Source organism: Clostridium neonatale (assembly GCF_001458595.1).
Taxonomy (GTDB): domain Bacteria; phylum Bacillota; class Clostridia; order Clostridiales; family Clostridiaceae; genus Clostridium; species Clostridium neonatale.
In genome coordinates this window covers 167,432-191,855 of the sequence record NZ_LN890328.1, presented here as the reverse complement: position 1 = coordinate 191,855, position 24,424 = coordinate 167,432, and the positions used below count along the sequence as shown (strand labels likewise).

Here is a 24,424-nt window from a genome sequence, read left to right as displayed (position 1 = left end):
AACCTCTTTTCCATTAATATTATTTATATAAAATTTTTTTAACTTGCTCCATACAAAGTTTTGGACTAGATAAAACCGGGCATCCACAAATTTTCGAAATATCTGATTCCAAGTGTGCCATTGATGCCTGTGCTAAAACAATGCAATCATATCCTGATACATTTTGAACCATCTTTTTTATTAAATTATCATGTTTGTTCATTTCCATTGTTTTCAAAGCTTGAAAAGCAGGTGCACAAACCAATTCATCAACTTTTATCTTTATATTATTTTTTGTTGCTTCTTCTGCAAGCTTATCTTTAGTTGGGATAATTGTACTTTCCGCTGTTGCAAGTACCAATATTTTTTCTCCATATAGAACTGCCTTTTCTCCCATTGCATCGTCTATTGCTATCAAAGGTACTTTTATAAAAGGCCTTATCATTTTGACAACTGGAGTTAATGTAGAACATGTTACAACAATTACATCAGCCCCTGTCATTTCAGCAGACTTTATATCATTAAACAATCTGTTACGATTATCAATGGTAAATTCTCCAATTTCATTAGGATTATTTGCTAAAAAATCATCCCATATATTATGAATTTTCACTTCTTCATTTAATATTTTCTTTAGTGTTTTACCAAAAGATACTGCTACACTTTCCACAGTATGAATTAATGCAATACTTTTCATTACGCCATCTCCTAATCACCATATACTCTTTTAATAATAGGCTTCAAGTATTCTATCGCACCTTTAGCAGCCTCTTCTTGATTTGGTATTTGGAAAATTTCCGTACAAAAGTTACCATCATAACCACACTCCTTAAATGTAGTAAAAATCTTTTCAAAATTTAAACCACAATGTCCTGGATATCGTCTATTATTATCAGCTAAATGAACATGAATATTATATGGACTGTACTTCTTTATAGCTTCAATAACGTCTTTTTCTTCTAGATTTAAATGGAAGATATCCATCATTAACTTAAAATTCGGTCTATCAACTGCATCTACCATAGCCGCGCCTTCCGCCAAAGTATTAATAAAATTTGTCTGCATAATAGTTACAGTTTCTAATGCAATCATTACATTCTTTTTTATAGAATAATCAGCTAATTCTCGAAAAGCCTCCACTGCATATTTGTAAGTTTCTTCTTTAGTTAATTCACTACAGTATTGGCCTCTAATCCTGCCAATATTAATATTGGCACCAAGATAACTTGCAAAATCAATTATTTCTTTTGATCTTCTAATTGCTTCTTTTCTATTTTCTTCTTTAGGATTAGTATAACTTAATCCAAGCTGGCCAAATATCTCACCTGTGCAAACTAAAGCAATATCTAGGTGATTTTTTTCTGCTTCTTTTTTGACAAAATCCCAATCCAATTCACTTGGATTTAAAGTCATCAATTCAACTCCATCATATCCAAGAGCAGATAAATCTGAAAAGCTTTTATCTAATGGCCCCTGATATGCTGTGACAGAATCTGAAATTGCTACATCTGGGGTTGCTACTTGATAACATAACTTCATGTGCCATTCACCTCCTTCTACACATCTTATACTCTTAGTTATTTTTTATAGTTTATTCATACACAAATATATTAAGCAACTTCCGTGCCAACTTATTTTCTGCGCTTATATTTTCTTGATTTCATTAAAACAACAGTAAAAAAGTTCTTCACTTTAGGCTGTTTATGATATTTATCACCTTGAAATAAAATGTCTTTCTTTATTAGTTTTATGACTTTATTGCTTTTAAACTTCATTATTAATGTTTCATATGTTTCACATTGTTTTTAAATAAACGTTTCATAATGTTTCAAAAGAATGTTTCATAATTCTCTTACATTAATTATGAAATAATCATATACAAAAAAATCACCAAGGATACTATGCTATATATCAATAATATTAACCAATGCAAGTTATACCCTCAAGTGACACCTTGGCCGCAGTTATATTGCAATATAATTTTCTAAAGAATAAAAAAGGTTCCCAAACTTGCTTTTGGGTTCTTTTGCGGGACTATAATTTTTTTAATGTATTGAACCCATCTATGTTACAGAAAAGTTCTATTATTAAGGCTTTTACTATGCTAAAAATTTTATACTTTCATATACGTTAAAAAACATACATAGATTTGATTTTACATAAATCTATGTATGCTCCTAAATAAACCTGCTAAATTAATCTATTGATATTTAACATAATATTTAATATTCTATATGTTTTTTAGTTAAGTTTTTGTACCGAAATTTTCATCATATTTTGTCATAGATTATTTATTAAAAGCGTCATTCCAATCCTTCATAAATCTTTCAATACCACTATCTGTTAATGGATGTTTTAACATTGCTTTAATTACATTAGCTGGAACTGTAGCTATATGAGCTCCTGCTCTTGCTGCATCCACCACATGTAGCGGACTTCTTATACTTGCAGTTATTATTTCTGTTGTAATATCATGGATTTTAAATATATCCACTATTGTTTTAATTAATTCTAAAGAATTTGTAGCAATGTCATCTAATCTTCCTAAAAAAGGACTAACATAAGAAGCTCCTGCTCTTGCAGCAAGTAAAGCCTGTGCTGGTGTGAATATTAAAGTAACATTGGTCTTTATATTTTCCTTTGATAAAACTTTTACAGCCTTAAGTCCTTCTTCTGTCATAGGAATTTTAACTACCATATTTTTATGGATTTTAGCAATTTCTCTTCCTTCTTTAATCATTCCATCTGCATCTAAGCTAATTACTTCTCCACTTATTGGACCATCTACAATTGAAGTTATTTCTTTTATTACCTCATTGAAATCTCGCCCCTCTTTAGCTATAAGTGAAGGATTAGTAGTAACTCCGCAAATAATACCCATGTCATTTGCCATTTTAATATCTGCTACATTAGCTGTATCTATAAATAATTTCATTTCTTATTTTCCTCCTTTAATGTCTAAGAAACATTAATATTTAAGACTATATTTTAAGGGCTTTATTCAAGCCCTTAAAATGATAATATATTTCTAACTATCTAATACAAACAGTAACTATAATGTTGCTGCATTTCTATTTAAAAATATTGTTCATTACAGAACTCCCCTGATAAACTAAAAATTTAATTATAATTGGGTTAAAGGCATTTTCATATAGACAAATAGTTATCAGGGAAAAGGGATTAATGAGAATTATATAAAATTTATAGGTAAAACTTTATTAAATATTAGTTTTTATCGTGTTTTACTATAGCCATTTTAGTACACATCTTTACAGCATTTTCAATAGAAGATGTGTCTACAATTCCTTTACCAGCAATATCATAAGCTGTACCATGCGCACATGTAACTATAGGTGCTGGCTGTCCACCCGCAATAGTAATTCCACCTCTAAAGCCTTTAAGCTTTAAAGCAATTTGCCCTTGATCATGATACATAGTTACAACACTGTCAAAATCACCATTAAATGCTTTTATGAATAAAATATCAGAAGAATAAGGTCCTTTTGCATTTATTCCCAATTTCTTCGCTTCTTCGATAGCTGGAACGATTATATCCAATTCCTCACGTCCACATAGACCATTTTCACCACAGTGTGGATTCAAAGCTGCAACTCCTATTATTGGGTCTTCAACGCCCATTCCTTTTACAGTATCATAAGATAATCTTACTGCACGTAATATGCTTTCCACTGTTATATGTTCACTTACATCCTTTATTGGAATGTGACTAGTTGTTCTTGTGGTACATAACTCACCAACTACATTAATTTCACCAAAAGGTCCTGTAACTCCGAATAAGTTGGCTAATAAGTGGTGTTCACTTTCAAATGAGCATCCACCTTCGATCATAGCAGCCTTGTTAAATGGTGCAAAACAGAAACCTTCTATTTTTCCATCATTATATAACTTTGCAGCTGTCTTAATCATGTTCAAAACTGCTTTTCCACATTCTGCACTTATTTTACCTATAACAATATCCTCAGGATTTTGATCCTTCATATCTAATACTGGAATACCCTTGCTCCAATCAGCTTCATCTATATCAGAAATTACATAGTGTGGCGCAGTTTCTCCAATAATTTTTAATCCATTTTCAAATACTCTAACATCACCTATAATAACTGGTCTACATTGATCTGTTAAAAAACCATTAGCTGCTATCTTCGCTATAAGTTCTGGTCCAACCCCTGTTGTATCTCCTAATAAAATTCCTAAAATTGGTTTATGCATAATTTATCTTCCTCTCTTTATTTAAAATTAAATTATTAAACTTTTATTTAAAATATTGAACTACGATATTTTACTTACTATGCGCCTACGCCAAGGCCAATTACCATTATTGTCATAATAACAACACTGCATAGAATTGATATAGATACTCCAAGACTAGCTTGTACCGGACTTCCTCCTGCCTTTTCAGTAAAAGTAGATCCTATAATTGAAAGTGGTGCAAATGCAACAACCGCTAATGCTCTTCTTATTTCTCCTTCGAATGGAAGAACGAATAAGAATATAGCTGCAAAAATTGCTGCCATAACATAACGAAGACTTAAAACTTTCATAACTTCTGCTATAACTGATTTTTCTATATTGATTTCAAGCATTAATCCAACCATAAACATTGAAACAAATGAATGTGCATTAGCTGCTGGTTTAATAAAATCAGTTAATTGAGTTGGTATCTTTATACTTAAAAAGCCTAAAATTAACACTAATACATAAGTGCAGAAAGGAACCGAAGAAAATAATTTTTTAAGCATGTCTTTTATTGTAACCTTTTCTCCATTCTCTACCTCAATCATGCTTGATGTTAGCATGTATGAACCACCATTACACATAAGGGCATTTCCCATATCAAACATTGCAGTAGTCATGACTCCTATAGGTCCAAAGAATTGTTGTGCAAATGGCATTGCAAATGCTCCAATATTGTAATCTCCAGTGCAAATCATATAAAAGGCTTTTGTAGGATTGTCTTTTTTTCTAGACATTATATATCCAACAAATACCAAAATGATATTACATCCTAAACCTAGTAAACAAACTAAATAAAGAACCAGGTTATTTTCAAAACCTCCAAAGGCACTAAGTACTGAACATGGAAGCGTAACATTAACCATCACCTTTTTAAGAACGTTATAGTCCTTCGGTCCAAAGAGGCCCTTCTTTTTCAATGCATAACCTAATGCAAAAACAACAATGAACGTTAAGGCTTTTAATAATATAGTTGCCATTTTACAATTCCTCCTCATTTTTTTATTTAATATTTCATAATAACTCTAAACATTTATATACAATTTGTAATACAAATTTATTAGATCAAATGACTCATTTTTCACCACTCTCCTTGATAACATTTACATTTCAATAATATCTAGCTCATCAGGAACTATAATATTTTCTAAAGAACTATTATTTTTCCCGCTTAAATATATTAGATATAAAAAAATACCATAAGATAACTCGCTTCATTATCACTATTTTAATTATTATACTTTACCAATATAAACCAATTTTTCTACTTCTATATGATCTATCAAATATAACTGTGATACCTGACAAGTTCCTTAGGAATGATATATCATCTCCCCCCTTTCGTATACTTATTTATAAAGCAACTTTCATGCCACTTTTATCTCTTGTATCATATTTTTCTCAAAGGCCATTTTCTTGGGATTTCTAAAAAATCACCTTCAATATGTGTTGCAACAAAAAACGTTTTATTTCATATTTATGTTACTAACAAGTTTCATCTTGTTTCATAAACTTTTCAATACAAAAAAGTTAGAAAAACCTTTAATATTTTTTTCTACTAAAGTTTCTCTAACTTCTTTTTCTTAAATATCTTTATACTAGTTGTTATTTTATAGTAAAATAATTTTATTTATAGTCTACATAAAAAAATTCTTAAATCCTAAAGTTCTTAGTAACTCTAGAATTTAAGAATTTTTATTTATAGCAAGCAAAATTTATTATTAATTGCACATATTAGAGACAATATACATCTAAATCTAAAATTAACATTTCTTGATCTGTCTCCAATAAGTAATTCGCCGTTTAAATCCTATATTCTACTATACTATCAATAGGCTTTCTTGGTCTTACATCCGGCTTCTCATTTGGGTATCCAACTGCTATCGCACCAACTAGCTGCATATCTGTTTCAAGATAACTACATAGTTCTTCATATACAAAAAATGTATTTCCAACCCATAACGTTCCCAGTCCTAAATCTTCTGCCTGCAATAACATATTTTGAATTGCCGCTCCTATAGAAAGTGTATTTACTATTTCTGTAATCCTGTATTCAGCTGTAATGAGCTCAAATGGTGTTTTGCAGTCTGAATCTAAAACCATAATAACTATTGGTGCTTCTTTCATAATTTTCAGAGTATTAATTGCGTCTGGTAAACCATTTCTATCTTTAGGCAATAATGACTCTTCATTTAACTCTCGCTGAATTCCACGGTCCATTGCTAAAAGCATCTCATCCTTTTGATCTCCACCAAAGACAGTAAATTTCCACGGTTGCTTATTTTTCCCTGAGGGCGCATTTCTTCCTGCTTCTATTATTTTCTCAATCATATTTAGCGGTACTTTATCAGCTTTATATTTTCGTATGCTTCTCCTACTATAAATTGCTTCTATACTCATTTTCCTCTCCTTACAAATAATTTTTCCTTTATCTTCTTAAAAACTCTTTTAATCGTTTATTTAAAATTAATAACTATTTGATTTTCATTTTAAAGAAAATATTATTTCATAAAAAGTTTTTGTATTTTTAAAAAGTGAAGTTTGTTAATATAAATACTTAATTATATATTTGCAAATGGACATACCTTTCTGCAAATATTACACCCATACACAAATCCTCCACCATCAGTTACATAGATGCATCGTTCCCTGCACTTCTTTTGATTTACAGTAATCCCATCTAATGCAGATTGAGGACAGGATTTTATACAAATATTACAATTTTCAGGACATAAATTGTTTGATAAATCATCTTCAGTTAATTCTGCATTTGTAATTACCGCTCCAAAGTAAAGACGATTACCATATTCTTTATTTATTAATAAAGTATTTTTTCCAATGGATCCAAGTCCACATAATTGTGCTAAATGTTTTAATGAGAGTATCCCCCTACCATGTTTATTTTCTGCATCCCAATATTCATAAGGTTCATCTGATGGAATAGGAATTGCCTTGCACCCTTCTGATTCAATTGCCAAAGTAAGTTGAATAGAAATATCATCTAACAATTTAGCAGAATTATTTTTAAAAAATGTGTAAGGTACATTAGTGTTTGCTTGAAATAGACTTGATGGAAATTGCTTACCAAATACTATAACAGATTTTGTTTCAGCATAAACATCTAATGGATGAAATCCTTTGGGAGCATTATCGAATCTTCCTATATTTGAGAATCCACATACATCAGCCCCTAAAGAATATACAATTTTTTTAATATAATCATTGTTCACAACATTTCTCCCTCTTTAAATCATAATATTCATAAATCAAATATTACACCTTTACAAATATTCTTTCTTTAATATATAAAAAATTATTATTTTAAGTCTTCACTCATTTCATATAAATCTGGATTTCCAAGTAATATATATTTCTTACCGTATACAAATTGTCCATTTATTACTTTACTGTATCATAAAATCCTTTTAATTCTGCTTTCACTTCTTTTGATAATTGACTTTTCTTAATCCCTTGAATAGCACCTTCTAGTGCATATAATCTATTGATACATGCTGAATCATCTATAGATTTTATATCTAGCCATGCCTGTTTACTGCCTATTTCCTTTAATTTCTCATATGTCATTATTCCAACTTCATTTAATTGCTTTTCAACAACCTCTCCAATGTTAGGTAACTTCGATAGTTCTCCCATTGTTTTACCTCCATTTATTGCTCCATTTTATTTCTTTCAGTCATTGAAATTCCATCAAATCCCCATCCATCTGGATTTAATTCATCAATAACAACATAGTTAGTTATTGCACTATTTCCTAATACCCTAACAATCAATTCTTTTATAGCCTTTATCATTGTATTCATTTCATCTGGATTTGTAGTTCCTTTTGATACTTTTATGTTTACAAAAACAGCTATTTCTTTATTAGAACTTTTGTCTAAAGTAACTCCGCCTATTGCCCATTGATACTCTTTAAGTTCATCAATTGTTATTACTGTGTATTCTCTTTCTCTGCCCATAACCTTAACAATTAAATCCGTTAACTCGGCAACTAACTCTTTCTTTTTTTCTAAAGTAATTTGGTTTTCAATAACTTTAACATTTACAAATGGCATTGATATATCCCCCTTAATTAGAAAACATAATAATATAATTAATATTAGGAATCACTAATTATCCTCCAATTTGTGATTTAAATTTATATATTATCCATAATATCACATTTTACCATTTTTGAACATATTATAAATTATATTCAAAATAAACTATTAGATCCATTTCTTAAAGCAATCATATTTCCTATAAAACATCCACTATTATATATTTCAAAATCATTATATTTTTTATTAAACTAAGTTATATAAGACTTAATTCTTATGAATGCTTTATTGCTTTAGATAAAATAAAAAATATGGAACTCTATTTTTTTATAAATAGTGCCATATTTATATATTATCAATTCTAGCATATTATTGATCTAATATTTGTTTATTATTTCATTATTAAATTAGATTATAATTACTTTATCTTTATGTCATCTCACGAAATTTGTTTGATATGCTATCTCAGTATTTGGAGTATCAATTCCATTCTTTTTAGCGCATTCAATACATTTTAACATCCACGCCGTATTAGTTCCTATATAAAAATAATCTATACTATTAAAAAGTACCTAGTACGAAATTCTTATGATTATATAATTTTCTTTTCTATAAAGAACCAAAAAGACTAGTATGAACATTCATACTAGTCCTTAGCTCTATTTAGTTACCATTGTTCCTATATCATTTCCAAAAGTAACAGGATTCTCTGGTGACCACATTTTTTTAGTTTTACCACTAACATCAAATACTTGTAACTTTAATGTTACATTTTTCTCAACAGTTTCAGTTGATGGTTGGATATTATTAAGAGCTTCTATTAACTTATTTATATAAAGTTCAGTAGCTTTATCTAATACCTCTTGTTGAGTTGTTAAATTCATAGCTTGTACCTCTGCTATAGCATCTTCTGCTGCTTTTTGATCAACTTCTGCTATACTTACATAATTTGTTTTTAATGTAACAACTGCAGTTTCTTTGTCACTTGATACTGGTTCTACAGTACAAGTTACTTTTTTCATAGCATCAAGCTGTGCTTGCATTACCTTATTTAACTGCTCATCACTTATTTTTAGCCCTGATACAGAAAATGTATTTTTTATTGTTGTCTTTACTTGACTTTCTCTTTGTTCTTTTATAGTATTTACATCATCTGCTGCAAATCCCATTGTTTCTAATTTACTAGTATCTCCATATACAATCAAATCATAATATGCCTCTGCTACTAATTCTGGTGGTTCGATTTTTTGACCACATCCTGCAATCATTGTTACTAGCATTAACATACTTACTAGTACCATTATAAGTTTTTTTGAGTTTTTCATTAAATTTCCCCCTACTAATTTAATTTAATCCATTTTACATTTTACATTTATTTTCTTTTTATGTCAATCTTTTTTATAACTGTTATTAAATTCTTGTTATGTAATCAGAATACTTTAAAATATAAAAAATATCGCAAATTCATTTTTTCATGAATATTGCGATATCTAATTCTGTAATCTAACTTTAAAATAGTATTACTTAATTTCAATTTATACTAATCTTATTAATTTGTAGTTTAATTAACACTCATAATCCTTTGGAAACTTCCTCATCCTTTTATATGCATCTGTCTTATATTTTAAATTTTTATCATAATCAAGTTTAAAATAACATGCGTAAATAATATCTAAAATATATAAAAGTGATAATCTTGTTGAAAAAGATGATATCTTATTAAAATGGTTTTCAAAAGAACTCATATACAAAATATATTTAGCATGTTTCTTAAGAGGATTATCATCTGTAGAGGTTATTAAAATAATCGGAGTTTTTGTTTCTTTTAAAAGTCCAGTAATACTGCTTGTGCATCTCCCTCTTCCACCAAAAGATATAACAATTGCAATATGAGTTTCATCACTTGTTGAAGCAGTTAAATGCTGCAAATACTCTTCTTCAGGTACATTTATATTAACTCCAATTTCAGCCATTTGAAATTTAAAATTTTCAGCAAAAAATAGATTTCCAGCTGAAGTATAAACATCTATAAACTTTGCTTTTTTTAATTGTGAAACTATAACATTAAGCTCATGTAAATCTATTAAATTATATGTACTATTTACTGTACTGCTATAAATAGTTTTTAAGCTGTCCAAAACTTCATATTGTGTCTGATTAGATTTAATTGGGAAATCATAATCAATATCATCTTCTACATAATCTTTCAATCCTGCTGATACTGCTACTTTCAATTGTGATATACCGCTTAAATCTAGCTTCTTACACAAACGATATATAGTTGATTTAGAAACAAAACATTGACTACAAATATCTTCAATTTCTAAATTTATAAAATCAAAGCGCTTATTTTTTATAAAATCAACTAATGTCTTTTCATTATCTGTTAAGTCAATTAATTCATCCATTTTACTAAAAATGTTCATGATATCACCTCATGAACATTATAAATTATAAAAACAATATTAACAATTGAGCTGTGGTATATGCTTTAATAATGAATATGCAATTCCATCATCTTCATTGGATAAAGTTATTTCATCAGCTTGTTCTTTTAGCTCATCAACAGCATTTTCCATAGCTACTCCAATGCCTGCATATTTTATAATAGATAAATCATTTTGGCCATCTCCAAAAGATATTATTTCATCTTCATTTATTCCCATTGGTTTTAATACTGTCTCTAAAGCTTTTGCCTTATCAATTCCTTTAGCAGTAAACTCAAAATAAAAATCAGCAGTAAACATGCAGCTTAATTTGTCTTTAAAAGGCTCCATCATTTCCCTATAATGCTCCTTTAAATAATCCGGCTGCCCAGCTGTTAATATTTTATTTAGTGGATAGTCAATATACTCTGCAAGATCATCTATTTCACATAATTTATAATTTCCGCCTCTTGACTCATATTCAATAATGTTTATTTCTTGCCCATTCCTAGCATATATCTTATTATCAAAGACATTGTTAACAAGCATATATTCGCCTTTATCAACCATAGGTCTTACCTCAAACTTTTTCATATGTTCAAGTACTGCTTTTCCTTCTTCAATACTCATTGGTTCATTGAATAGCTCTTCAAATGTTTCACAGTCAACAACCTTGGATCCATTAAAAGAAACAAGAAGGCCATTATTCTTGTCCATTTCTAACTCTTTTGCGAATCCTATTAATCCAGTTGTTGGCCTTCCTGAAGCCAATATTAATTTAATTCCTTTTGATTGCGCTTTTAAAAGTACTTCCTTTGTCTTTTCAGTAATTTGTTTTTTACCATTAGTAAGTGTACCATCAACATCCATAACAATTGCTTTTATTTTACTCATTCGTTTGTCCCCCTTATATAAAACTCTTTATATAAGTCATTATAATCCTATAAATATATCTGCCAATAAGTTTAATAAAAGTTGAAACTTACTTTTCATTAAAAATAAGAAAAATATATTTCTTTTGGAATATATTTTTCATATTATAAATTCAATCTTCTTTCACCATATAATCAATTTATCATCAAAACAATTCATATCATAATTCAAAAATTTATGATTTATCAATAAATATATATATTAAATTATATATTTGTTTTATTTTCCTATAATTAACTTATATATTTCGCAAAAACTATTTACTTATATTGTATTTTATGATAAACTTTGCAATGGTATAGATTATGTGAGGTTTTTGGGCAGAGATTTATAGGGTAAATCTCTGCTTGTGTAAATATATTTTTTATTTAGTTCCTACTTTTCATATTTTATCTTTAATCTAATATTACACACAAAAAATACCGCAAATTCATTTTTACTTATGAATTAATGCGATATTTAAATCTTATATTTCTTTTCAGATATTATTAATAGAATTCCATTGTTAAATTTGAATTTTATTCATCAGCCTATTATTTTAATATATTTCATTCCACTTTAAAGTACTTTTCTATAATATTATGCAGCGCAAACTTATTGTTCTTTAAGCTGCTTTGCAAAAAGTTTTCTAAAAATAAATCTAACTAATGGCCTGCTATGAAAATCTGCCAGCATAAAGCCATTGGAAAATCAATTACCACAGTTTGAATCCATTTTGCAAAAAATTCAATATCAACTCCTTTAAACAATATTGTTGCTACTAAACTCATCATTGGACACATGCAACAAACTGTCATTACAGAAATTGCTAATATAATTACAATTGGCTTGTGTTTTTTAGAATCTACAAGTTTAAAGGCTAGTTTTCTAGCTAATGGACCTCCTATTTAAGGAAATCCTTTAGCCGTCGATTTTTTTAGCGCATTCTGGATTTTCTGAGCTTGCCGAATAAAAGGCCAGGCGCATATATTTTATTTTTTATTCTTTAGGTTCAATAACATTAGTTTATTCCAATATTTCTCAAAACAGTTTATCCACAGATTGTCCATAAATATAATTTCCTAAAGAATAAAAAATGCGTAAATCCAATAACCTGGATTTACGCATTTCTACCACTCGGTAAATTTATTTTAACAAAACAGATTTTTTCTGTCAAGATTATACAAATGAAAAAAATCAAAAATATTGTACCTATATAATCATTTTAACTGAATATAATTAATAGTATTTGTATATAATTTATATATCCTTAATACAAATCAACCTCGAAAATGGAGACAGCTAAATTAATAGCTATCTCCATTTTATTATATAAATAATATCAATTCTCCATATATCCCCAAGAGTTCAATTCAATATAACTTTTTATTTTAGAAATAAGATTATCAACATTTTCTTTTGAAGAAGCATTATAAACCATAACACTTCTAATATTTGTATCCTTCAACATTTCAATATTAAAAATATTTTCTGCATCAACACCTATTTCTTCAATACATGGACATTCTTTATAAATACTCATATCTGAAACTGGATATTGAACTTCCTTAATTTTTTTAAGGTTAGAAATAAAATTAATGTTCCTTTCATCTTCTGCCTTATATCTCATAATAAATTTATTTAACATAGTTAGATTTTTAAGAAAGCTTAAATCTTTAATTTTAATTTTATCAATACAGAGTTCTTTAAGTGATTTTAAATTATTAATGAAATCAAAATTTGGAATGCTTAATTCTTCAAGACTTAAATGTTCTAATGATTTAAAATTTGATAGTTCTTCAACATTCAGTTTATCTATTTTACGCAAACTAAGATCTTTTAGATTCTTTAAATCAGTCAAACATTTTATACTTTCTATTTCCATTATATTTAAACTAAGTTCTTTCAAATGACTCAAAGATGACAAATATTTTAATTCATCTTTAGAAAATTTACAATTTACAATATATAGTTTTCTAAGTTCTGAAGCTTTAGAAATAAAAGAAAAATCTGTAATATTACAATTATGTATTACAACTTCTCTTAAATTATTCATATATTGAAGTGGCTTAAAAGACAGATTTTCATTTTTAATAAAGAGGCTCTTTTCATTTGCCAGAAGTTCTTTACTTACCTTATCATCTTTTAAATGATCAACGTAATATGATTTCCAAAAATCCCTAGGCATCTTAATATATTCATTAGAATCTCTTCCAACTTCACCTGAAATACCATCTAATTTATTAAATAGATGTCCACTTTCAAATTCAAAATAAGCTTTACCATTATCGCCAACAGTAATATACATCTTTTTACATTTAAGAGTTTTAAAAATAAACTCATACAATCCTTCTAAGCTGTCTGCTAAAAGATATGATCTATTATTGTCTAAATCAACAGTGATTATTTGCCCTATTATTCCATTTTTATCTGGATTCATATCAAATGCTATAAAATTTCCTGATCCATCAGACGCAAAAGGTACTTTACTGCTTATAGTATCATCTTTAATGAATCCTGTCTGCATTGACATAAGTTCAAAATCCATATGTTTAAAATTATTAATTGTATCTAGTATATCATTTGTGCTCATTAAAGAAAATCCAAGCATCAATCCTAAATATTCATCATATTTTTCGCCATCATATTTAGAATACAAGTCTACAAAAACTCCTGGCAGCTTATGTTCTATCAACCTTTCAATATTTTTTATATTATCTTCTGTATCACTTTTATTGAGTTTTTCTTCAATATCAGGAATAAAATCACTAAACTTTTCAAATAACTCATTGTTACACTCAAATTCAAAATATTTTCTCATATGCCACTCCCCTTATTATTTCAATTTAACCATTATTAACATGTTAATTATATTTTACCATATATACATCTATTAGACTTTATTTTTTTAACTAATAGTCAAAAAATTAAGGCAGTTTATACTAAATAATTAATAAAAATGCTGTTGCAAAAACTGCAACAGCTACTTCATTTATATCAAATTAATATACTTAAGTAAATCAAATTGAATATTCTACTTCTGCCTTAAAGGCTATGATGAAAAATACACTCATAGTAAAAGGCAACGATAAATTAAACTTTTCTATTCTATCGTCTTAAAATCATAAAAAATATATTTCTATATAAACTAAATTCATTGTATAAATGCTGTTTTGTCATTACGATTATATCCTGCTTGTTAATAAAAATTTAATGTACTTTCTTTCTTTGATCCAGTTAACAGCATCATTTTAGAATATCTTTTGGGCTTTTATTCTAATACGAACATAATCTGCATACCAAGTTTCATCTTCATATAAAATTGGTTTTAATTCTTGTACAGCTTCTTCAATAATTTCCTCTGTCAATACTTTATCTAGACTCTCAAATGGCAAAGTAACAAACATTTTTATCCAATCCTTCATTCCATCTTCCCCAATTAGTGCAGTCTTTCTATCAAATAAAGTAGCATATAAAACTTTTAATCCATGCTTTTCAAGAATAGGTGCATACTCTCCAATTGTTGGAAAGTAAAAAGTACGTTTATATTTTAATCCTCTCTTTTCAAAGGCCTTCTGCAAAGCTGAATGAATGGTTTCTGCACAACCTTTTCCTCCAAATTCACATACCAATTGTCCATTAACTTTTAAAGATTCAGATATACTACTTACTAATTCATCTTGATCATCAATCCAGTGAAAAACAGCATTAGAAAATATGCAATCCACAGGTTCGTCCGAAGTAAATTTTGTAGCGTTATCCTGCATAAATGTTAACTCTGGATAATTGCTTTTAGCTACATTTAACATCTCCATTGAAGCATCCATACCAATTGCTTCTACTCCCATGTCTGCTATTTTTCTTGTTAACGCACCATTACCACATCCAAGGTCAAGTATCTTCATACCTTTCTCAGCATCAATTAAATTCAATACATCTTCACCATATTTATGCACAAATTGAAAGTCTTTTGTATATCCTTCAGCATTCCATTTAATATTCATAATCATCCCTCCATTAAAAAATCATATTAACTTTAAAAATACTATATCATAATGATTTTCATAACTGAAATATATATTATTTATAACTTATATGATTTTAAGTTATATAATTATTTTTACATCCTTGATTAAGAGTAAAATAATATCCTAATTAATCATCTATTGATTGTATAAATTTTACAATATCTCTCTGTCCGAAATACAATAATTGGTTTATAATAGTGCCATATATTAACTATTTTATATTGTTAGGTGGTAATAGAAATGAACTATAGAAGAGCTACAAATTCTGATATTGATTCTCTAGTAAATATGAGAATTGCATATCTAAATGATGATTATGGGGTTCTAGATGAAATAACAGAAGAAAAAATCAAAAAAAGTCTCCCAGATTATTTTTCAAAACATTTAAATCATGATTTATTTGCCTATTTATCTGAAGATGATAATATGTGCATCGTTGCAACAGCATTATTACTAGTCGCGGAGAAACCAGCTAATCCAAATTTTATCACTGGAAAAACAGGAGCAGTTTTAAATGTTTATACTGATAAAAATTACCGTAGACTGGGGATTGCTAAACATCTTATGGAAATGTTATTAAGTGATGCTGAAAAAATGAGACTTGATTTTGTAGAATTAAAAGCTACTAAAGATGGGTATCCTTTATATAAAAAGATAGGATTTTTAGAGGAAAAGTCAAATTATACATCAATGAAATATATCTTTGAAGATAATTAAAATTATTTTATACTATAGAAATATTAACTAAACAATTTCAATATTAAAGAATATAAATTCTAAAATTCCTAAATTCTAAAATTCTCAAGAATTTTAGAATTTTAGAATTTTAGAATTTTTCTTTACATTCGTCATATAAGAAAAATTTATTGATCATTCTCCATTGCTAAAGTTTGAGATTTCTTTTTAAATTCAATTTTACTTTGAGAGAAAAATAATCCTGCCAAAGTAAGTAAAGTTCCTATAGCTGCAACTTTAGTTATCTTCTCATGTAATACAATTACAGATGTTACAACTGTAATAACTGGAACTGCATAAATATATACGCTTGTCTTTACAGCACCTAAAGCTTTTACAGCTAGATTCCATGTAACAAAGCAAAGTGCTGATGCTCCAAATCCTAAAAATAAAATATTAAATAAATAAGTTGTATTTGTAAATCTCTCTAACCCTATTTGGAAATCAAAGAAGAATAAAGCAGGTATCATAAATATTAAACCATATAAGAAAGTTCTTCTTGTGGTTTGGATTGTGCTATATCCGTAAGCACTTATTTTCTTTGTAAATACAGAATATACTGCCCACATAATTACTGCGAGTAGTGCAAGAAAATCCCCAAGTGGATTTAAATGAAACTCTGTAGTTCCATTAAAACTAATCATAAATATTCCCATCATTGATGTAATAAACCCTATAAAAAAGTTTCCTTTAGGTCTTTCTTCTTTTAAGAAAATATAAGACATAATTCCTGTAAAAAATGGAGCTACCGCAGTGATTACCCCAACATTTGAAGCCATAGAATAAGTTAATGCAATATTCTCCAATAAAAAATAAAGTGTTACTCCAGATAATCCAGCCAAAACAAACATAAGCTCTTGTTTTATACTTGTCCCCTTTAATCTCTTAGGATAAATTACCATTAATGTAAGAAATCCAATTACAAATCTAAAAAATAAAATCTCTATTGCCTGAAAATCTACCAACAAAATTTTTGTTGATATATATGTCGTCCCCCATATAAATACAGTAAATAAAGCTGCAAAATGTTCTCTTATATTATTATTTTGTTTCATATTAACTTTCCTCTTCTTTAAATATAATTTGATACTGCTTAGGTGTTATTCCAATAAAACTCTTAAAAAATCTAGTAAAGTGACTTTGATCTGAAAATCCTGTTTGCATAGCAACTTCAATTGGTTCAACTCCACATTCCAAAAGCTTTTTTGCATGATTAATACGAACAGCTTCTAAATACTGATAAGGAGTTACTCCGCATTGTTTTGTAAAGCTTCTAAGCAGTGTATATTTTTTTAGTCCAGAAACATTACATAAATCTTCTAAACTTACTTGATTTCTATAATTTCTATCCATATAATCACATGATTCCCTGATCTGTGTACTTATTTGTGCACTATTTGTTTCTACTTTCTCAGTATATTTTTTCAAGAAGTATTCAATAAGAAAATAAAATGCTTCTTCCTTTTCAAATTCCTTATATTTTTCCATAATCATATGATGAAGTTCTCTAATCAAAGTTACTTCATTTGAACTATAGATAACATTCCGAGTAAATTGTGGCATATAACGTCCCCCTGTTATTTCATATACCATCATTTCCATGATTTCAGGTTTAATATTTAAACACCTATAATCTAACGGTTGTCCATCTATTGATTCGCAGGTATGATTTTCTTTTGGATTCATAAGCATTAAATCTCCTGATTGCAAATCATAACTTTTGTTTTTGCACAAAAGATGACGATTACCTCTTTCAATGAAGCCAATTACATAGTGTTCATGAAAATGATTGGGGAATTTCTGCATAATCCCTTCAAATTGATATGCTTCTATATTTAAATCCTCATCAAATACAGCTTTTCGTGCTTCCTGTCCTATAATAATCCCCCTCCTTACTATAAGTAGTATATCATGAAATTTCTGTTTTTCTTGAATGATATTAACACAAATTTGTACAATAACATATTAAGCAATCATTAATGTGTTTCTATTATTAAGCGTCGCCCAATTTATAGAAATATCTTTTAAATATTACCAACTATCTACATTATATCATAACCACATTGTTATAAATATTTCTACAGTGTTTTGTGACCTTTAACTCTACTACATTTATGCAGTTTTGAATCAAATTTTTCATATATACTTTACTTTATATTTCAGAAAAAGGAGGGAAAATTTATGGATTATAATTATGTCGAATCCTTAGCTGTAAATGCCAAGCAAGGAGATGAAAAATCAAAAGAACTTATTATAAAAGAATTTGAGTCTTATATCTCAAGTCTTTCCAGAAATACTTTTATATACGGATATGATGTTTCTGATATAAAAAGTGAATGTTATAAGACACTGTTTGCCTGTCTTAAATTATACAACTTTAAAAATCATAGATTTGTTGCTTATGCTATTAATGGAATAAAACAGCACTTGCATTATCTTATTAGAAGTGACAATTACAGAAGTATATTTGAAGGCAAAAAAGTATTTTCTTTATTAGATAATGATGAAGATTCATTAATATGTGATGATATCACCGCTGAAGAATCTATTTGTAATCAATCTGATTATGATTTTTTATCCAAACTCATTAATAATCTAAGTGAAGATGAAAAAGAGCTTATATCTTTTATTTTCTATAATGGCAATTCTGCTAAAGATTATTCCAGACTTAAAAATATACCTTATACAACTGTCATTTACAGGCGGGATAATATTTTAAGAAAGCTTCACTCACACTTTTTGAAAGTAAATGTATAGCTATATCTTAATGGAGATGATTTTTTTGAAAAGGCTGATTAAACTAAAAAGACACTAAACAAAATTTAATGTTTAGTGCTTTTTTTAGTGTCTAATTATTTCTAGAACATATTTCACAATCTACAGCTAATACAATAGCTAAACTTAAAAGTTCATCTTCTTCTCTGTCTATATCAAGAACGTAACTATCTCCCCAGGTCATCCATTCTTTATATATTCTCATTATTGGCATTCCTCTATTTTTTAGAACATAATCATGTTCCATTATTTTTCCTTCAAGTTCTAAAGAAGTTCCTTCAATATAATATCTAGGTTTAAAAAATGTAACCTTTTTTACAAGTTCACCTGTAAAGGCTCCATTTATACTTATTTCAAACCTTGGTACAAAAGTTAACACCTTTTCTTTTATAAAAGCTACTTCATTGTTGTCTAAATCATAAATATGAAGCTTATGTCCCCATGAAAAAAATTCTCCCTGAACAAAATATCTATCATTTCCATAATCATCTTTTACAACAAAAGTATCTGCAAAAGTAAATACTCTTTGCTTTATAAATAATTTCATTCATTCTCTCCAATCATTAAATGCTTTTCTTAATTATATCATGTTTATTAAGTTTCATTGATAATATTAATGCAAATTATATTGAAAGTTTCGGATGTTTAAAAAATTCCCTACAAAAATAAATTGAACATGTACTCTCAAAATATGATTAGAATACATGTTCAATTTATTTTTGTAAAATTTTTTTCACACAAATTATTATAGTTAATTTGATGTTAATTTTAAACCAATAATTCCACTAACTATTAATATGATACAAATTATCCTTATAATATCCAATGGTTCTTTAAATAGAACAATACCCAATATTACTGTTCCAATAGTTCCTATACCTGTCCAAATTGCATATGCAGTGCCTAATGGCAAGCTTTTTAAAGATACTGATAAAAAATAGAAACTTAAAATCATACCTACAATAGTTAAAATACTAGGCAATATTCTTGTAAAGCCTTCAGAAAATTTCAATTCTACTGCCCACCATACCTCAAAAAGACCTGCAATAATTAAATAAATCCATTTCATAATTTTACCTCCTATAAATTATTATTTCTTAAGAATTATATAGAACTGATTAAAGTATCTAATTTAATTAATCATAATACTAATAATGAAGCTTTATTATTAAAATATTTAATAGCTATCCTACTTATTAAAATTGTGCAAAATAAAAAAGCCTAGAGAAATATTGTTAAATTTCTCCTAGGCTTTTATCCTTCCGTGTCCACTTTTTACTGTGGGTTTTCCCTCGGACCTGCCAGATAAAACTGCGGAACCCTAGAAAACTAAAATATATAATTTATATATATTAATAATAATAATTGAATTCTAACATACATAGAAATTAAATTCAACTATAATAAACCAATTATGTCATTTCATCTATTTCATTCACGAAGCAAACTTATTACTAGCCTTATAAAATAATGTATCAAAATACCCAACGCATATAGCCCCAAATAAATTATATATAATACGCATAATTATAACTCTTTAAAGCCTAAAATAGATACTACCACCATCAAAGAATTTAAAAATAATTTTCCATTTATAAGTTGCAGAAAAAACAATCATTAAAATATCACATATATTAGAAAAATACATAATCATTAACAATTAGAAACAAAAAATCACTAGATACAAACTACCTAGTGATTTTAATATTTTAAAATTTATTTTACAGCTTTGTCCCATAATCCATGTAAGTTACAGTAAGCATATGCTTCAACAACTTCATCTCCTTCAGAAAGAGCAAACTCTGCTGCTGGTCTTTGCCCAACTTCTAATTTCTTTAATTGAATTCCTTCTTTTGTTTTTAATAAAATCCATTCAATAAAATGTTCTTCAACCATTGGATGTTCAACTTCTCCAACAACAACACTTACTTTATTATTATTAACACTTATAACTGGGATATGTTTTTCTGTAGCGGCTTCTACTGATCTTGAAACAAGTTCTTGTAATTTAGCGCCTTCAAGTGCTATTTCCTCACTTCCACTAACTACTATTGCATTATTTTTATTATCATTTAATATATAAAACTTTTCGTTCATTTCCTTTACCTCCAAAAATTAATAACTTTATCTATAAATGTATTATACATTAATTAATAATAATTATCAATAGATAGTTATTAAATTTTCTGATTTTTTAAAATTATTTTTTTATTCTAGTAATATCAGCATCTTTAATAAAATTATTGAAATTATAAATTATCAAGACATTATATAACTTATTTTCTTTTGCATATTCATTTACACTTTTAGAAAATGATCTTAAATCAACGACATGTATTTCTTCAAAGCTTTGAGTTAAAAATGGAATCATACAATTTGCATATGAATCTTTAACTATAAGTAATTTATCTTTATTAATACTATTATCATTTTTAATAATAGTTAAAGGATTATTTCCATACAAAAATAAAGAATACTTATCTCTTATATTTAATTTAGTATGATCATATAAGCTATTATAAGTTTTTTCATTAATATTCATTTTAATTCCCGGGAAATTATAATAAGTTAACGTGTCGAATTCGTACTTAAAAGGTTTTGCTTTAGAGTAATATGTACCAAGAAAATCTTCGCACATATTTTTTTCATATTGATTTAATTTAATGGGTTCCTTCCCCATGCTTTTTGCATATTCTAAGTAACCTAAATAAGCACCTTCTGTTGTCCAATGATGATCATTTTTATAGTACAAAAGTTCATTATCTTTTTTATTATTCATGCTTTCAAATAGATTAATATTATATGTACCTTTTAATCTACTATAAATATTAGATATTTCTTCTTTACCATTTAAAACTGGAGCAAAGAGCGGCAATTTTTCCTTATAAATTGTATATGAGTTTGGAACTATCATTATACTCACTTTAAAATCACTATTTTCTACAAATATGTTAATTGAATTTATATTAGAATCCACTCTCTTTTTATCCATAGATGTTAATTTTTCAAATAAAAAATTCTCATTTCCATAAATGATATTATTGTTTTCTATTTTCCCTAATGCATATTCACTTCTAGATTTCAAATTAATCCACATATCTCTTCCTATAAACTGATCACTCATATAATTTTCATACTTTTCTGGAAAGCTTCCTTCAATATATCTTTTTAAAGTAAATTGGGGTCTGCTTTTTAAATATCTATTTTCAAGCTCTGAAAAATTCTTATCAGATTTAAATATATCTAAACCTGTAAATCCTAGAAGTACAATAAAAAAACAATATAATAATAAATTTTTCTTCATAATATCCTCCTAGAATCTAAAATATAAAAATGGATTATATGTAGCATCAACCAAATATGCCACACTTATAATAAATATGGACATTAATATTATTGTCTTAATTATCTCCATAGCTATTTCAGACTTCATTGTAATCATATTTCCAATCTTTAAATAAAACTTTGAAGACATTGGCATTGAAAAAAATATGCCTATGCATAAAGAAATTCCATAGTTTCTAAGATAATAAATATACTCTGTTCCATTATTATATATAAACAGCTTACTAAAAAATACCTTCATACTTTCAAAGTCTGTAATTGCAAATACTGTCCAGCCTATCAGTAGAAAAAATATTGTATATATGTGAGAGAATACTTTATACTTATTTAAAACACGTATTAATCCAAGCTTTTCTATGCATATTAAACTGAAAAATAAAAGTCCCCATATTATAAAATTAAAACTTGCACCATGCCACAAGCCTGTTAATGCCCATACTACAAATAAATTTATTATTGTTCTAAATTTGCCATTTCTGTTTCCACCTAAAGGTATATAAACATATTCCTTAAACCATGATCCCAATGTAATATGCCATCTTCTCCAAAACTCTGATATACTTCTAGATGCATAAGGATAATTAAAATTTCTTGGGAAATTAAATCCAAGGATCTGCCCAAGACCTCTTGCCATAAGAGAATATCCACTAAAATCAAAGTAAATTTGAAGCGAAAAGGCAAGAATCCCAACATATGCAAAAGGAGTCGATATGTTATTAAAGCCTGTATTTTCCACTTCACTCCAAAGCATTCCTATATTGTTTGCTATAAGAACCTTCCTTCCAAGGCCTAATATAAACTTTTCTATTCCTTCCTGGACCTTATCTTTTTCAATATTTCTCGCTTTTATTTCATTTTGTATATCTGTATATTTCACTATTGGACCTGCAATAAGCTGTGGAAATAAAGTAACAAATGTAGCAAAGTTTATTATATTTATTTCTGGCTTAATTCTTCCTTTATATACATCTATGCTGTACGACATTGTTTGAAATGTGTAAAAGCTTATTCCAAGTGGAAGTGTTATATTAACTTTACTTAATGCTAAGCTAAAAATAATGTTTATATTATTAATGAAGAAGTTTACATATTTAAATATAAATAATATTCCTAAATTGAATACAATAGAAAGGCATAATATACTTATGCCCTTTTTCTTATGTTCTTTATATCTATAAATAGCAATTCCTGCACTATAATCAACTAATATTGAGGTTATCATTATTAGGAAATACTTTCCTTCTCCCCAAGAATAAAATATTAAACTTAAAATGGTTAAAACTAAGTTCTTATATTTTCTCGGAGTTAAGTAGTAACAAATAAGTCCCATTGGCAGAAATCTAAATAAAAATAAAATACTGCTAAAAACCACTTATCTCAAGGCCTTTTCGAAAATATCTACTGCTTTTTGCGCATTATTTTCACTACCTTCTTCATAATCTGGAATTATGAATAATCCAACATAATTACCAACAACTCGTATTTCTGCCTCATCTACAGCTTCACTTTCTCCTGGATAAAATGCACTTGCTCTTTTATCTTCTATAACTTTTTCAAATGCTTCTTTAACTGAATCTATTTTTTGATCTTTTGCTTTTACAATAGCTATTGTTTCAAGTCCTGTATTTATAACACCACTTTCTATTCTCTGTTCTTCAATATCATCCATATTTAAATGATATTTTTCTGAAACAAGATCTCCTTCCACTACTTCCATAGTTCTTAATTCTAATTCATTTTTTATCTTTTCTATAATACTTGGTATAGAAGCATGTCTTGGCTGATCATTGTTTATGTTAGTTGACCATGAGCACCCTGAAAACATTCCAAATGCTATTACTACTACTAACATTTCTCCTATTATTTTTTTCATTTGTATACCTCTTTTCTTTTGTTAAGTCTCATATATTTT

Annotated in this window: 25 protein-coding genes and 1 riboswitch; of the genes, 2 read left to right on the top strand and 23 right to left on the bottom strand. The window is 27.6% G+C overall.

The genetic code is table 11. The features are described 5' to 3' along the window. Positions 1-19: 19 nt before the first annotated feature. The 15 genes from BN2920_RS07920 to BN2920_RS07855 all read right to left on the bottom strand — a co-directional run bounded on the left by BN2920_RS07920 (position 20) and on the right by BN2920_RS07855 (position 15,633). Positions 20-676: an aspartate/glutamate racemase family protein gene (locus tag BN2920_RS07920; RefSeq protein ID WP_058294485.1), complete on the bottom strand. Its 657-nt coding sequence runs from the start codon at positions 674-676 to the stop codon at positions 20-22. Positions 677-687: 11 nt separating this feature from the next. Beyond that, complete coding sequence (locus BN2920_RS07915; protein ID WP_058294484.1) at positions 688-1,518, bottom strand: sugar phosphate isomerase/epimerase family protein; 831 nt, start codon at positions 1,516-1,518, stop codon at positions 688-690. 748 nt (positions 1,519-2,266) lie between these two features. Beyond that, positions 2,267-2,914, bottom strand: a complete 648-nt coding sequence (gene fsa / locus BN2920_RS07910; RefSeq protein ID WP_058294483.1) for a fructose-6-phosphate aldolase — start codon at positions 2,912-2,914, stop codon at positions 2,267-2,269. A gap of 290 nt (positions 2,915-3,204) precedes the next feature. Further along, on the bottom strand, positions 3,205-4,209 hold the full coding sequence (locus BN2920_RS07905; protein ID WP_058294482.1) for a PdxA family dehydrogenase: 1,005 nt from the start codon (positions 4,207-4,209) through the stop codon (positions 3,205-3,207). 77 nt (positions 4,210-4,286) lie between these two features. Then, on the bottom strand, positions 4,287-5,213 hold the full coding sequence (locus tag BN2920_RS07900; RefSeq protein WP_058294481.1) for an AEC family transporter: 927 nt from the start codon (positions 5,211-5,213) through the stop codon (positions 4,287-4,289). A gap of 823 nt (positions 5,214-6,036) precedes the next feature. After that, complete coding sequence (locus BN2920_RS07895) at positions 6,037-6,633, bottom strand: nitroreductase family protein (protein WP_058294480.1); 597 nt, start codon at positions 6,631-6,633, stop codon at positions 6,037-6,039. 161 nt (positions 6,634-6,794) lie between these two features. Beyond that, entirely contained in the window at positions 6,795-7,463 is a 669-nt protein-coding gene (locus tag BN2920_RS07890; RefSeq protein WP_058294479.1) for an epoxyqueuosine reductase, read from the bottom strand. Positions 7,464-7,632: 169 nt separating this feature from the next. Beyond that, positions 7,633-7,887 carry a TfoX/Sxy family protein gene (locus tag BN2920_RS07885; protein ID WP_058294478.1) on the bottom strand — a complete coding sequence of 85 codons (255 nt, stop codon included), beginning with the start codon at positions 7,885-7,887 and terminating at the stop codon, positions 7,633-7,635. Between the two features lie 14 nt (positions 7,888-7,901). Continuing rightward, positions 7,902-8,306 carry a tautomerase family protein gene (locus BN2920_RS07880; RefSeq protein WP_058294477.1) on the bottom strand — a complete coding sequence of 135 codons (405 nt, stop codon included), beginning with the start codon at positions 8,304-8,306 and terminating at the stop codon, positions 7,902-7,904. Between the two features lie 644 nt (positions 8,307-8,950). Further along, the gene (locus BN2920_RS07875) at positions 8,951-9,616 is read right to left on the bottom strand and encodes a DUF5105 domain-containing protein (protein WP_058294476.1); all 666 of its coding nucleotides are present in this window, start codon (positions 9,614-9,616) and stop codon (positions 8,951-8,953) included. 240 nt (positions 9,617-9,856) lie between these two features. Next, a complete protein-coding gene (locus BN2920_RS07870) occupies positions 9,857-10,717 on the bottom strand; it encodes a MurR/RpiR family transcriptional regulator (RefSeq protein ID WP_058294475.1) in 861 nt (286 codons plus the stop codon). 39 nt (positions 10,718-10,756) lie between these two features. Next, positions 10,757-11,611, bottom strand: coding sequence for a Cof-type HAD-IIB family hydrolase (locus BN2920_RS07865; RefSeq protein WP_058294474.1), 855 nt, complete (start codon positions 11,609-11,611; stop codon positions 10,757-10,759). Between the two features lie 683 nt (positions 11,612-12,294). After that, positions 12,295-12,423 carry a DUF2798 domain-containing protein gene (locus tag BN2920_RS22040; RefSeq protein ID WP_242868342.1) on the bottom strand — a complete coding sequence of 43 codons (129 nt, stop codon included), beginning with the start codon at positions 12,421-12,423 and terminating at the stop codon, positions 12,295-12,297. A gap of 548 nt (positions 12,424-12,971) precedes the next feature. Beyond that, the gene (locus tag BN2920_RS07860; RefSeq protein ID WP_058294473.1) at positions 12,972-14,450 is read right to left on the bottom strand and encodes an SMI1/KNR4 family protein; all 1,479 of its coding nucleotides are present in this window, start codon (positions 14,448-14,450) and stop codon (positions 12,972-12,974) included. Between the two features lie 430 nt (positions 14,451-14,880). Then, positions 14,881-15,633, bottom strand: coding sequence for a class I SAM-dependent methyltransferase (locus BN2920_RS07855; protein ID WP_058294472.1), 753 nt, complete (start codon positions 15,631-15,633; stop codon positions 14,881-14,883). A 264-nt stretch (positions 15,634-15,897) separates the two neighbouring features. On the opposite strand from BN2920_RS07855, the gene BN2920_RS07850 reads away from it, so the two are divergent. Then, positions 15,898-16,374, top strand: coding sequence for a GNAT family N-acetyltransferase (locus BN2920_RS07850; protein WP_058294471.1), 477 nt, complete (start codon positions 15,898-15,900; stop codon positions 16,372-16,374). 146 nt (positions 16,375-16,520) lie between these two features. Here BN2920_RS07850 and BN2920_RS07845 read toward each other — a convergent pair whose 3' ends face one another. Both BN2920_RS07845 and BN2920_RS07840 read right to left on the bottom strand, forming a co-directional pair. Further along, positions 16,521-17,447 (bottom strand): DMT family transporter, encoded by a 927-nt coding sequence (locus tag BN2920_RS07845; protein ID WP_058294470.1) that lies wholly within the window; start codon positions 17,445-17,447, stop codon positions 16,521-16,523. Between the two features lies 1 nt (position 17,448). Continuing rightward, positions 17,449-18,270, bottom strand: a complete 822-nt coding sequence (locus tag BN2920_RS07840) for a helix-turn-helix domain-containing protein (RefSeq protein ID WP_058294469.1) — start codon at positions 18,268-18,270, stop codon at positions 17,449-17,451. A gap of 303 nt (positions 18,271-18,573) precedes the next feature. Here BN2920_RS07840 and BN2920_RS07835 point away from each other — a divergent pair, with 303 nt between their 5' ends. Beyond that, positions 18,574-19,149, top strand: a complete 576-nt coding sequence (locus BN2920_RS07835; RefSeq protein WP_058294468.1) for a helix-turn-helix domain-containing protein — start codon at positions 18,574-18,576, stop codon at positions 19,147-19,149. 91 nt (positions 19,150-19,240) lie between these two features. On the opposite strand, the gene BN2920_RS07830 is transcribed toward BN2920_RS07835, so the two are convergent. The 6 genes from BN2920_RS07830 to BN2920_RS07805 all read right to left on the bottom strand — a co-directional run bounded on the left by BN2920_RS07830 (position 19,241) and on the right by BN2920_RS07805 (position 24,385). Then, positions 19,241-19,714: an LURP-one-related/scramblase family protein gene (locus BN2920_RS07830; RefSeq protein ID WP_058294467.1), complete on the bottom strand. Its 474-nt coding sequence runs from the start codon at positions 19,712-19,714 to the stop codon at positions 19,241-19,243. A gap of 204 nt (positions 19,715-19,918) precedes the next feature. Beyond that, positions 19,919-20,236 (bottom strand): quaternary ammonium compound efflux SMR transporter SugE, encoded by a 318-nt coding sequence (gene sugE / locus BN2920_RS07825; RefSeq protein WP_058294466.1) that lies wholly within the window; start codon positions 20,234-20,236, stop codon positions 19,919-19,921. 172 nt (positions 20,237-20,408) lie between these two features. Next, a riboswitch (guanidine-I (ykkC/yxkD leader) is annotated at positions 20,409-20,503 on the bottom strand. 380 nt (positions 20,504-20,883) lie between these two features. After that, positions 20,884-21,264 (bottom strand): desulfoferrodoxin family protein, encoded by a 381-nt coding sequence (locus BN2920_RS07820; protein WP_058294465.1) that lies wholly within the window; start codon positions 21,262-21,264, stop codon positions 20,884-20,886. 103 nt (positions 21,265-21,367) lie between these two features. Beyond that, positions 21,368-22,471 carry a DHHW family protein gene (locus BN2920_RS07815; RefSeq protein WP_058294464.1) on the bottom strand — a complete coding sequence of 368 codons (1,104 nt, stop codon included), beginning with the start codon at positions 22,469-22,471 and terminating at the stop codon, positions 21,368-21,370. A 9-nt stretch (positions 22,472-22,480) separates the two neighbouring features. Then, positions 22,481-23,884, bottom strand: a complete 1,404-nt coding sequence (locus tag BN2920_RS07810) for an MBOAT family O-acyltransferase (protein ID WP_058294463.1) — start codon at positions 23,882-23,884, stop codon at positions 22,481-22,483. After that, a complete protein-coding gene (locus BN2920_RS07805) occupies positions 23,885-24,385 on the bottom strand; it encodes a DUF4358 domain-containing protein (protein ID WP_058294462.1) in 501 nt (166 codons plus the stop codon). It abuts the gene before it with no gap. Positions 24,386-24,424: the final 39 nt, after the last annotated feature.

Excerpts from the sequence above, each read along its gene's own strand:
- BN2920_RS07805 (WP_058294462.1), bottom strand. The coding sequence starts at position 24,385 with ATGAAAAAAATAATAGGAGAAATGTTAGTAGTAGTAATAGCATTTGGA.
- BN2920_RS07900 (WP_058294481.1), bottom strand. The coding sequence starts at position 5,213 with ATGGCAACTATATTATTAAAAGCCTTAACGTTCATTGTTGTTTTTGCA.
- BN2920_RS07915 (WP_058294484.1), bottom strand. The coding sequence starts at position 1,518 with ATGAAGTTATGTTATCAAGTAGCAACCCCAGATGTAGCAATTTCAGAT.
- BN2920_RS07920 (WP_058294485.1), bottom strand. The coding sequence starts at position 676 with ATGAAAAGTATTGCATTAATTCATACTGTGGAAAGTGTAGCAGTATCT.
- BN2920_RS07850 (WP_058294471.1), top strand. The coding sequence starts at position 15,898 with ATGAACTATAGAAGAGCTACAAATTCTGATATTGATTCTCTAGTAAAT.
- BN2920_RS07820 (WP_058294465.1), bottom strand. The coding sequence starts at position 21,264 with ATGAACGAAAAGTTTTATATATTAAATGATAATAAAAATAATGCAATA.
- fsa (WP_058294483.1), bottom strand. The coding sequence starts at position 2,914 with ATGAAATTATTTATAGATACAGCTAATGTAGCAGATATTAAAATGGCA.
- BN2920_RS07860 (WP_058294473.1), bottom strand. The coding sequence starts at position 14,450 with ATGAGAAAATATTTTGAATTTGAGTGTAACAATGAGTTATTTGAAAAG.
- sugE (WP_058294466.1), bottom strand. The coding sequence starts at position 20,236 with ATGAAATGGATTTATTTAATTATTGCAGGTCTTTTTGAGGTATGGTGG.
- BN2920_RS07855 (WP_058294472.1), bottom strand. The coding sequence starts at position 15,633 with ATGAATATTAAATGGAATGCTGAAGGATATACAAAAGACTTTCAATTT.
- BN2920_RS07815 (WP_058294464.1), bottom strand. The coding sequence starts at position 22,471 with ATGAAGAAAAATTTATTATTATATTGTTTTTTTATTGTACTTCTAGGA.
- BN2920_RS07895 (WP_058294480.1), bottom strand. The coding sequence starts at position 6,633 with ATGAGTATAGAAGCAATTTATAGTAGGAGAAGCATACGAAAATATAAA.
- BN2920_RS07905 (WP_058294482.1), bottom strand. The coding sequence starts at position 4,209 with ATGCATAAACCAATTTTAGGAATTTTATTAGGAGATACAACAGGGGTT.
- BN2920_RS07870 (WP_058294475.1), bottom strand. The coding sequence starts at position 10,717 with ATGAACATTTTTAGTAAAATGGATGAATTAATTGACTTAACAGATAAT.
- BN2920_RS07885 (WP_058294478.1), bottom strand. The coding sequence starts at position 7,887 with ATGGGAGAACTATCGAAGTTACCTAACATTGGAGAGGTTGTTGAAAAG.
- BN2920_RS07835 (WP_058294468.1), top strand. The coding sequence starts at position 18,574 with ATGGATTATAATTATGTCGAATCCTTAGCTGTAAATGCCAAGCAAGGA.
- BN2920_RS07875 (WP_058294476.1), bottom strand. The coding sequence starts at position 9,616 with ATGAAAAACTCAAAAAAACTTATAATGGTACTAGTAAGTATGTTAATG.
- BN2920_RS07880 (WP_058294477.1), bottom strand. The coding sequence starts at position 8,306 with ATGCCATTTGTAAATGTTAAAGTTATTGAAAACCAAATTACTTTAGAA.
- BN2920_RS07865 (WP_058294474.1), bottom strand. The coding sequence starts at position 11,611 with ATGAGTAAAATAAAAGCAATTGTTATGGATGTTGATGGTACACTTACT.
- BN2920_RS07845 (WP_058294470.1), bottom strand. The coding sequence starts at position 17,447 with ATGAAACAAAATAATAATATAAGAGAACATTTTGCAGCTTTATTTACT.
- BN2920_RS07830 (WP_058294467.1), bottom strand. The coding sequence starts at position 19,714 with ATGAAATTATTTATAAAGCAAAGAGTATTTACTTTTGCAGATACTTTT.
- BN2920_RS22040 (WP_242868342.1), bottom strand. The coding sequence starts at position 12,423 with ATGATGAGTTTAGTAGCAACAATATTGTTTAAAGGAGTTGATATTGAA.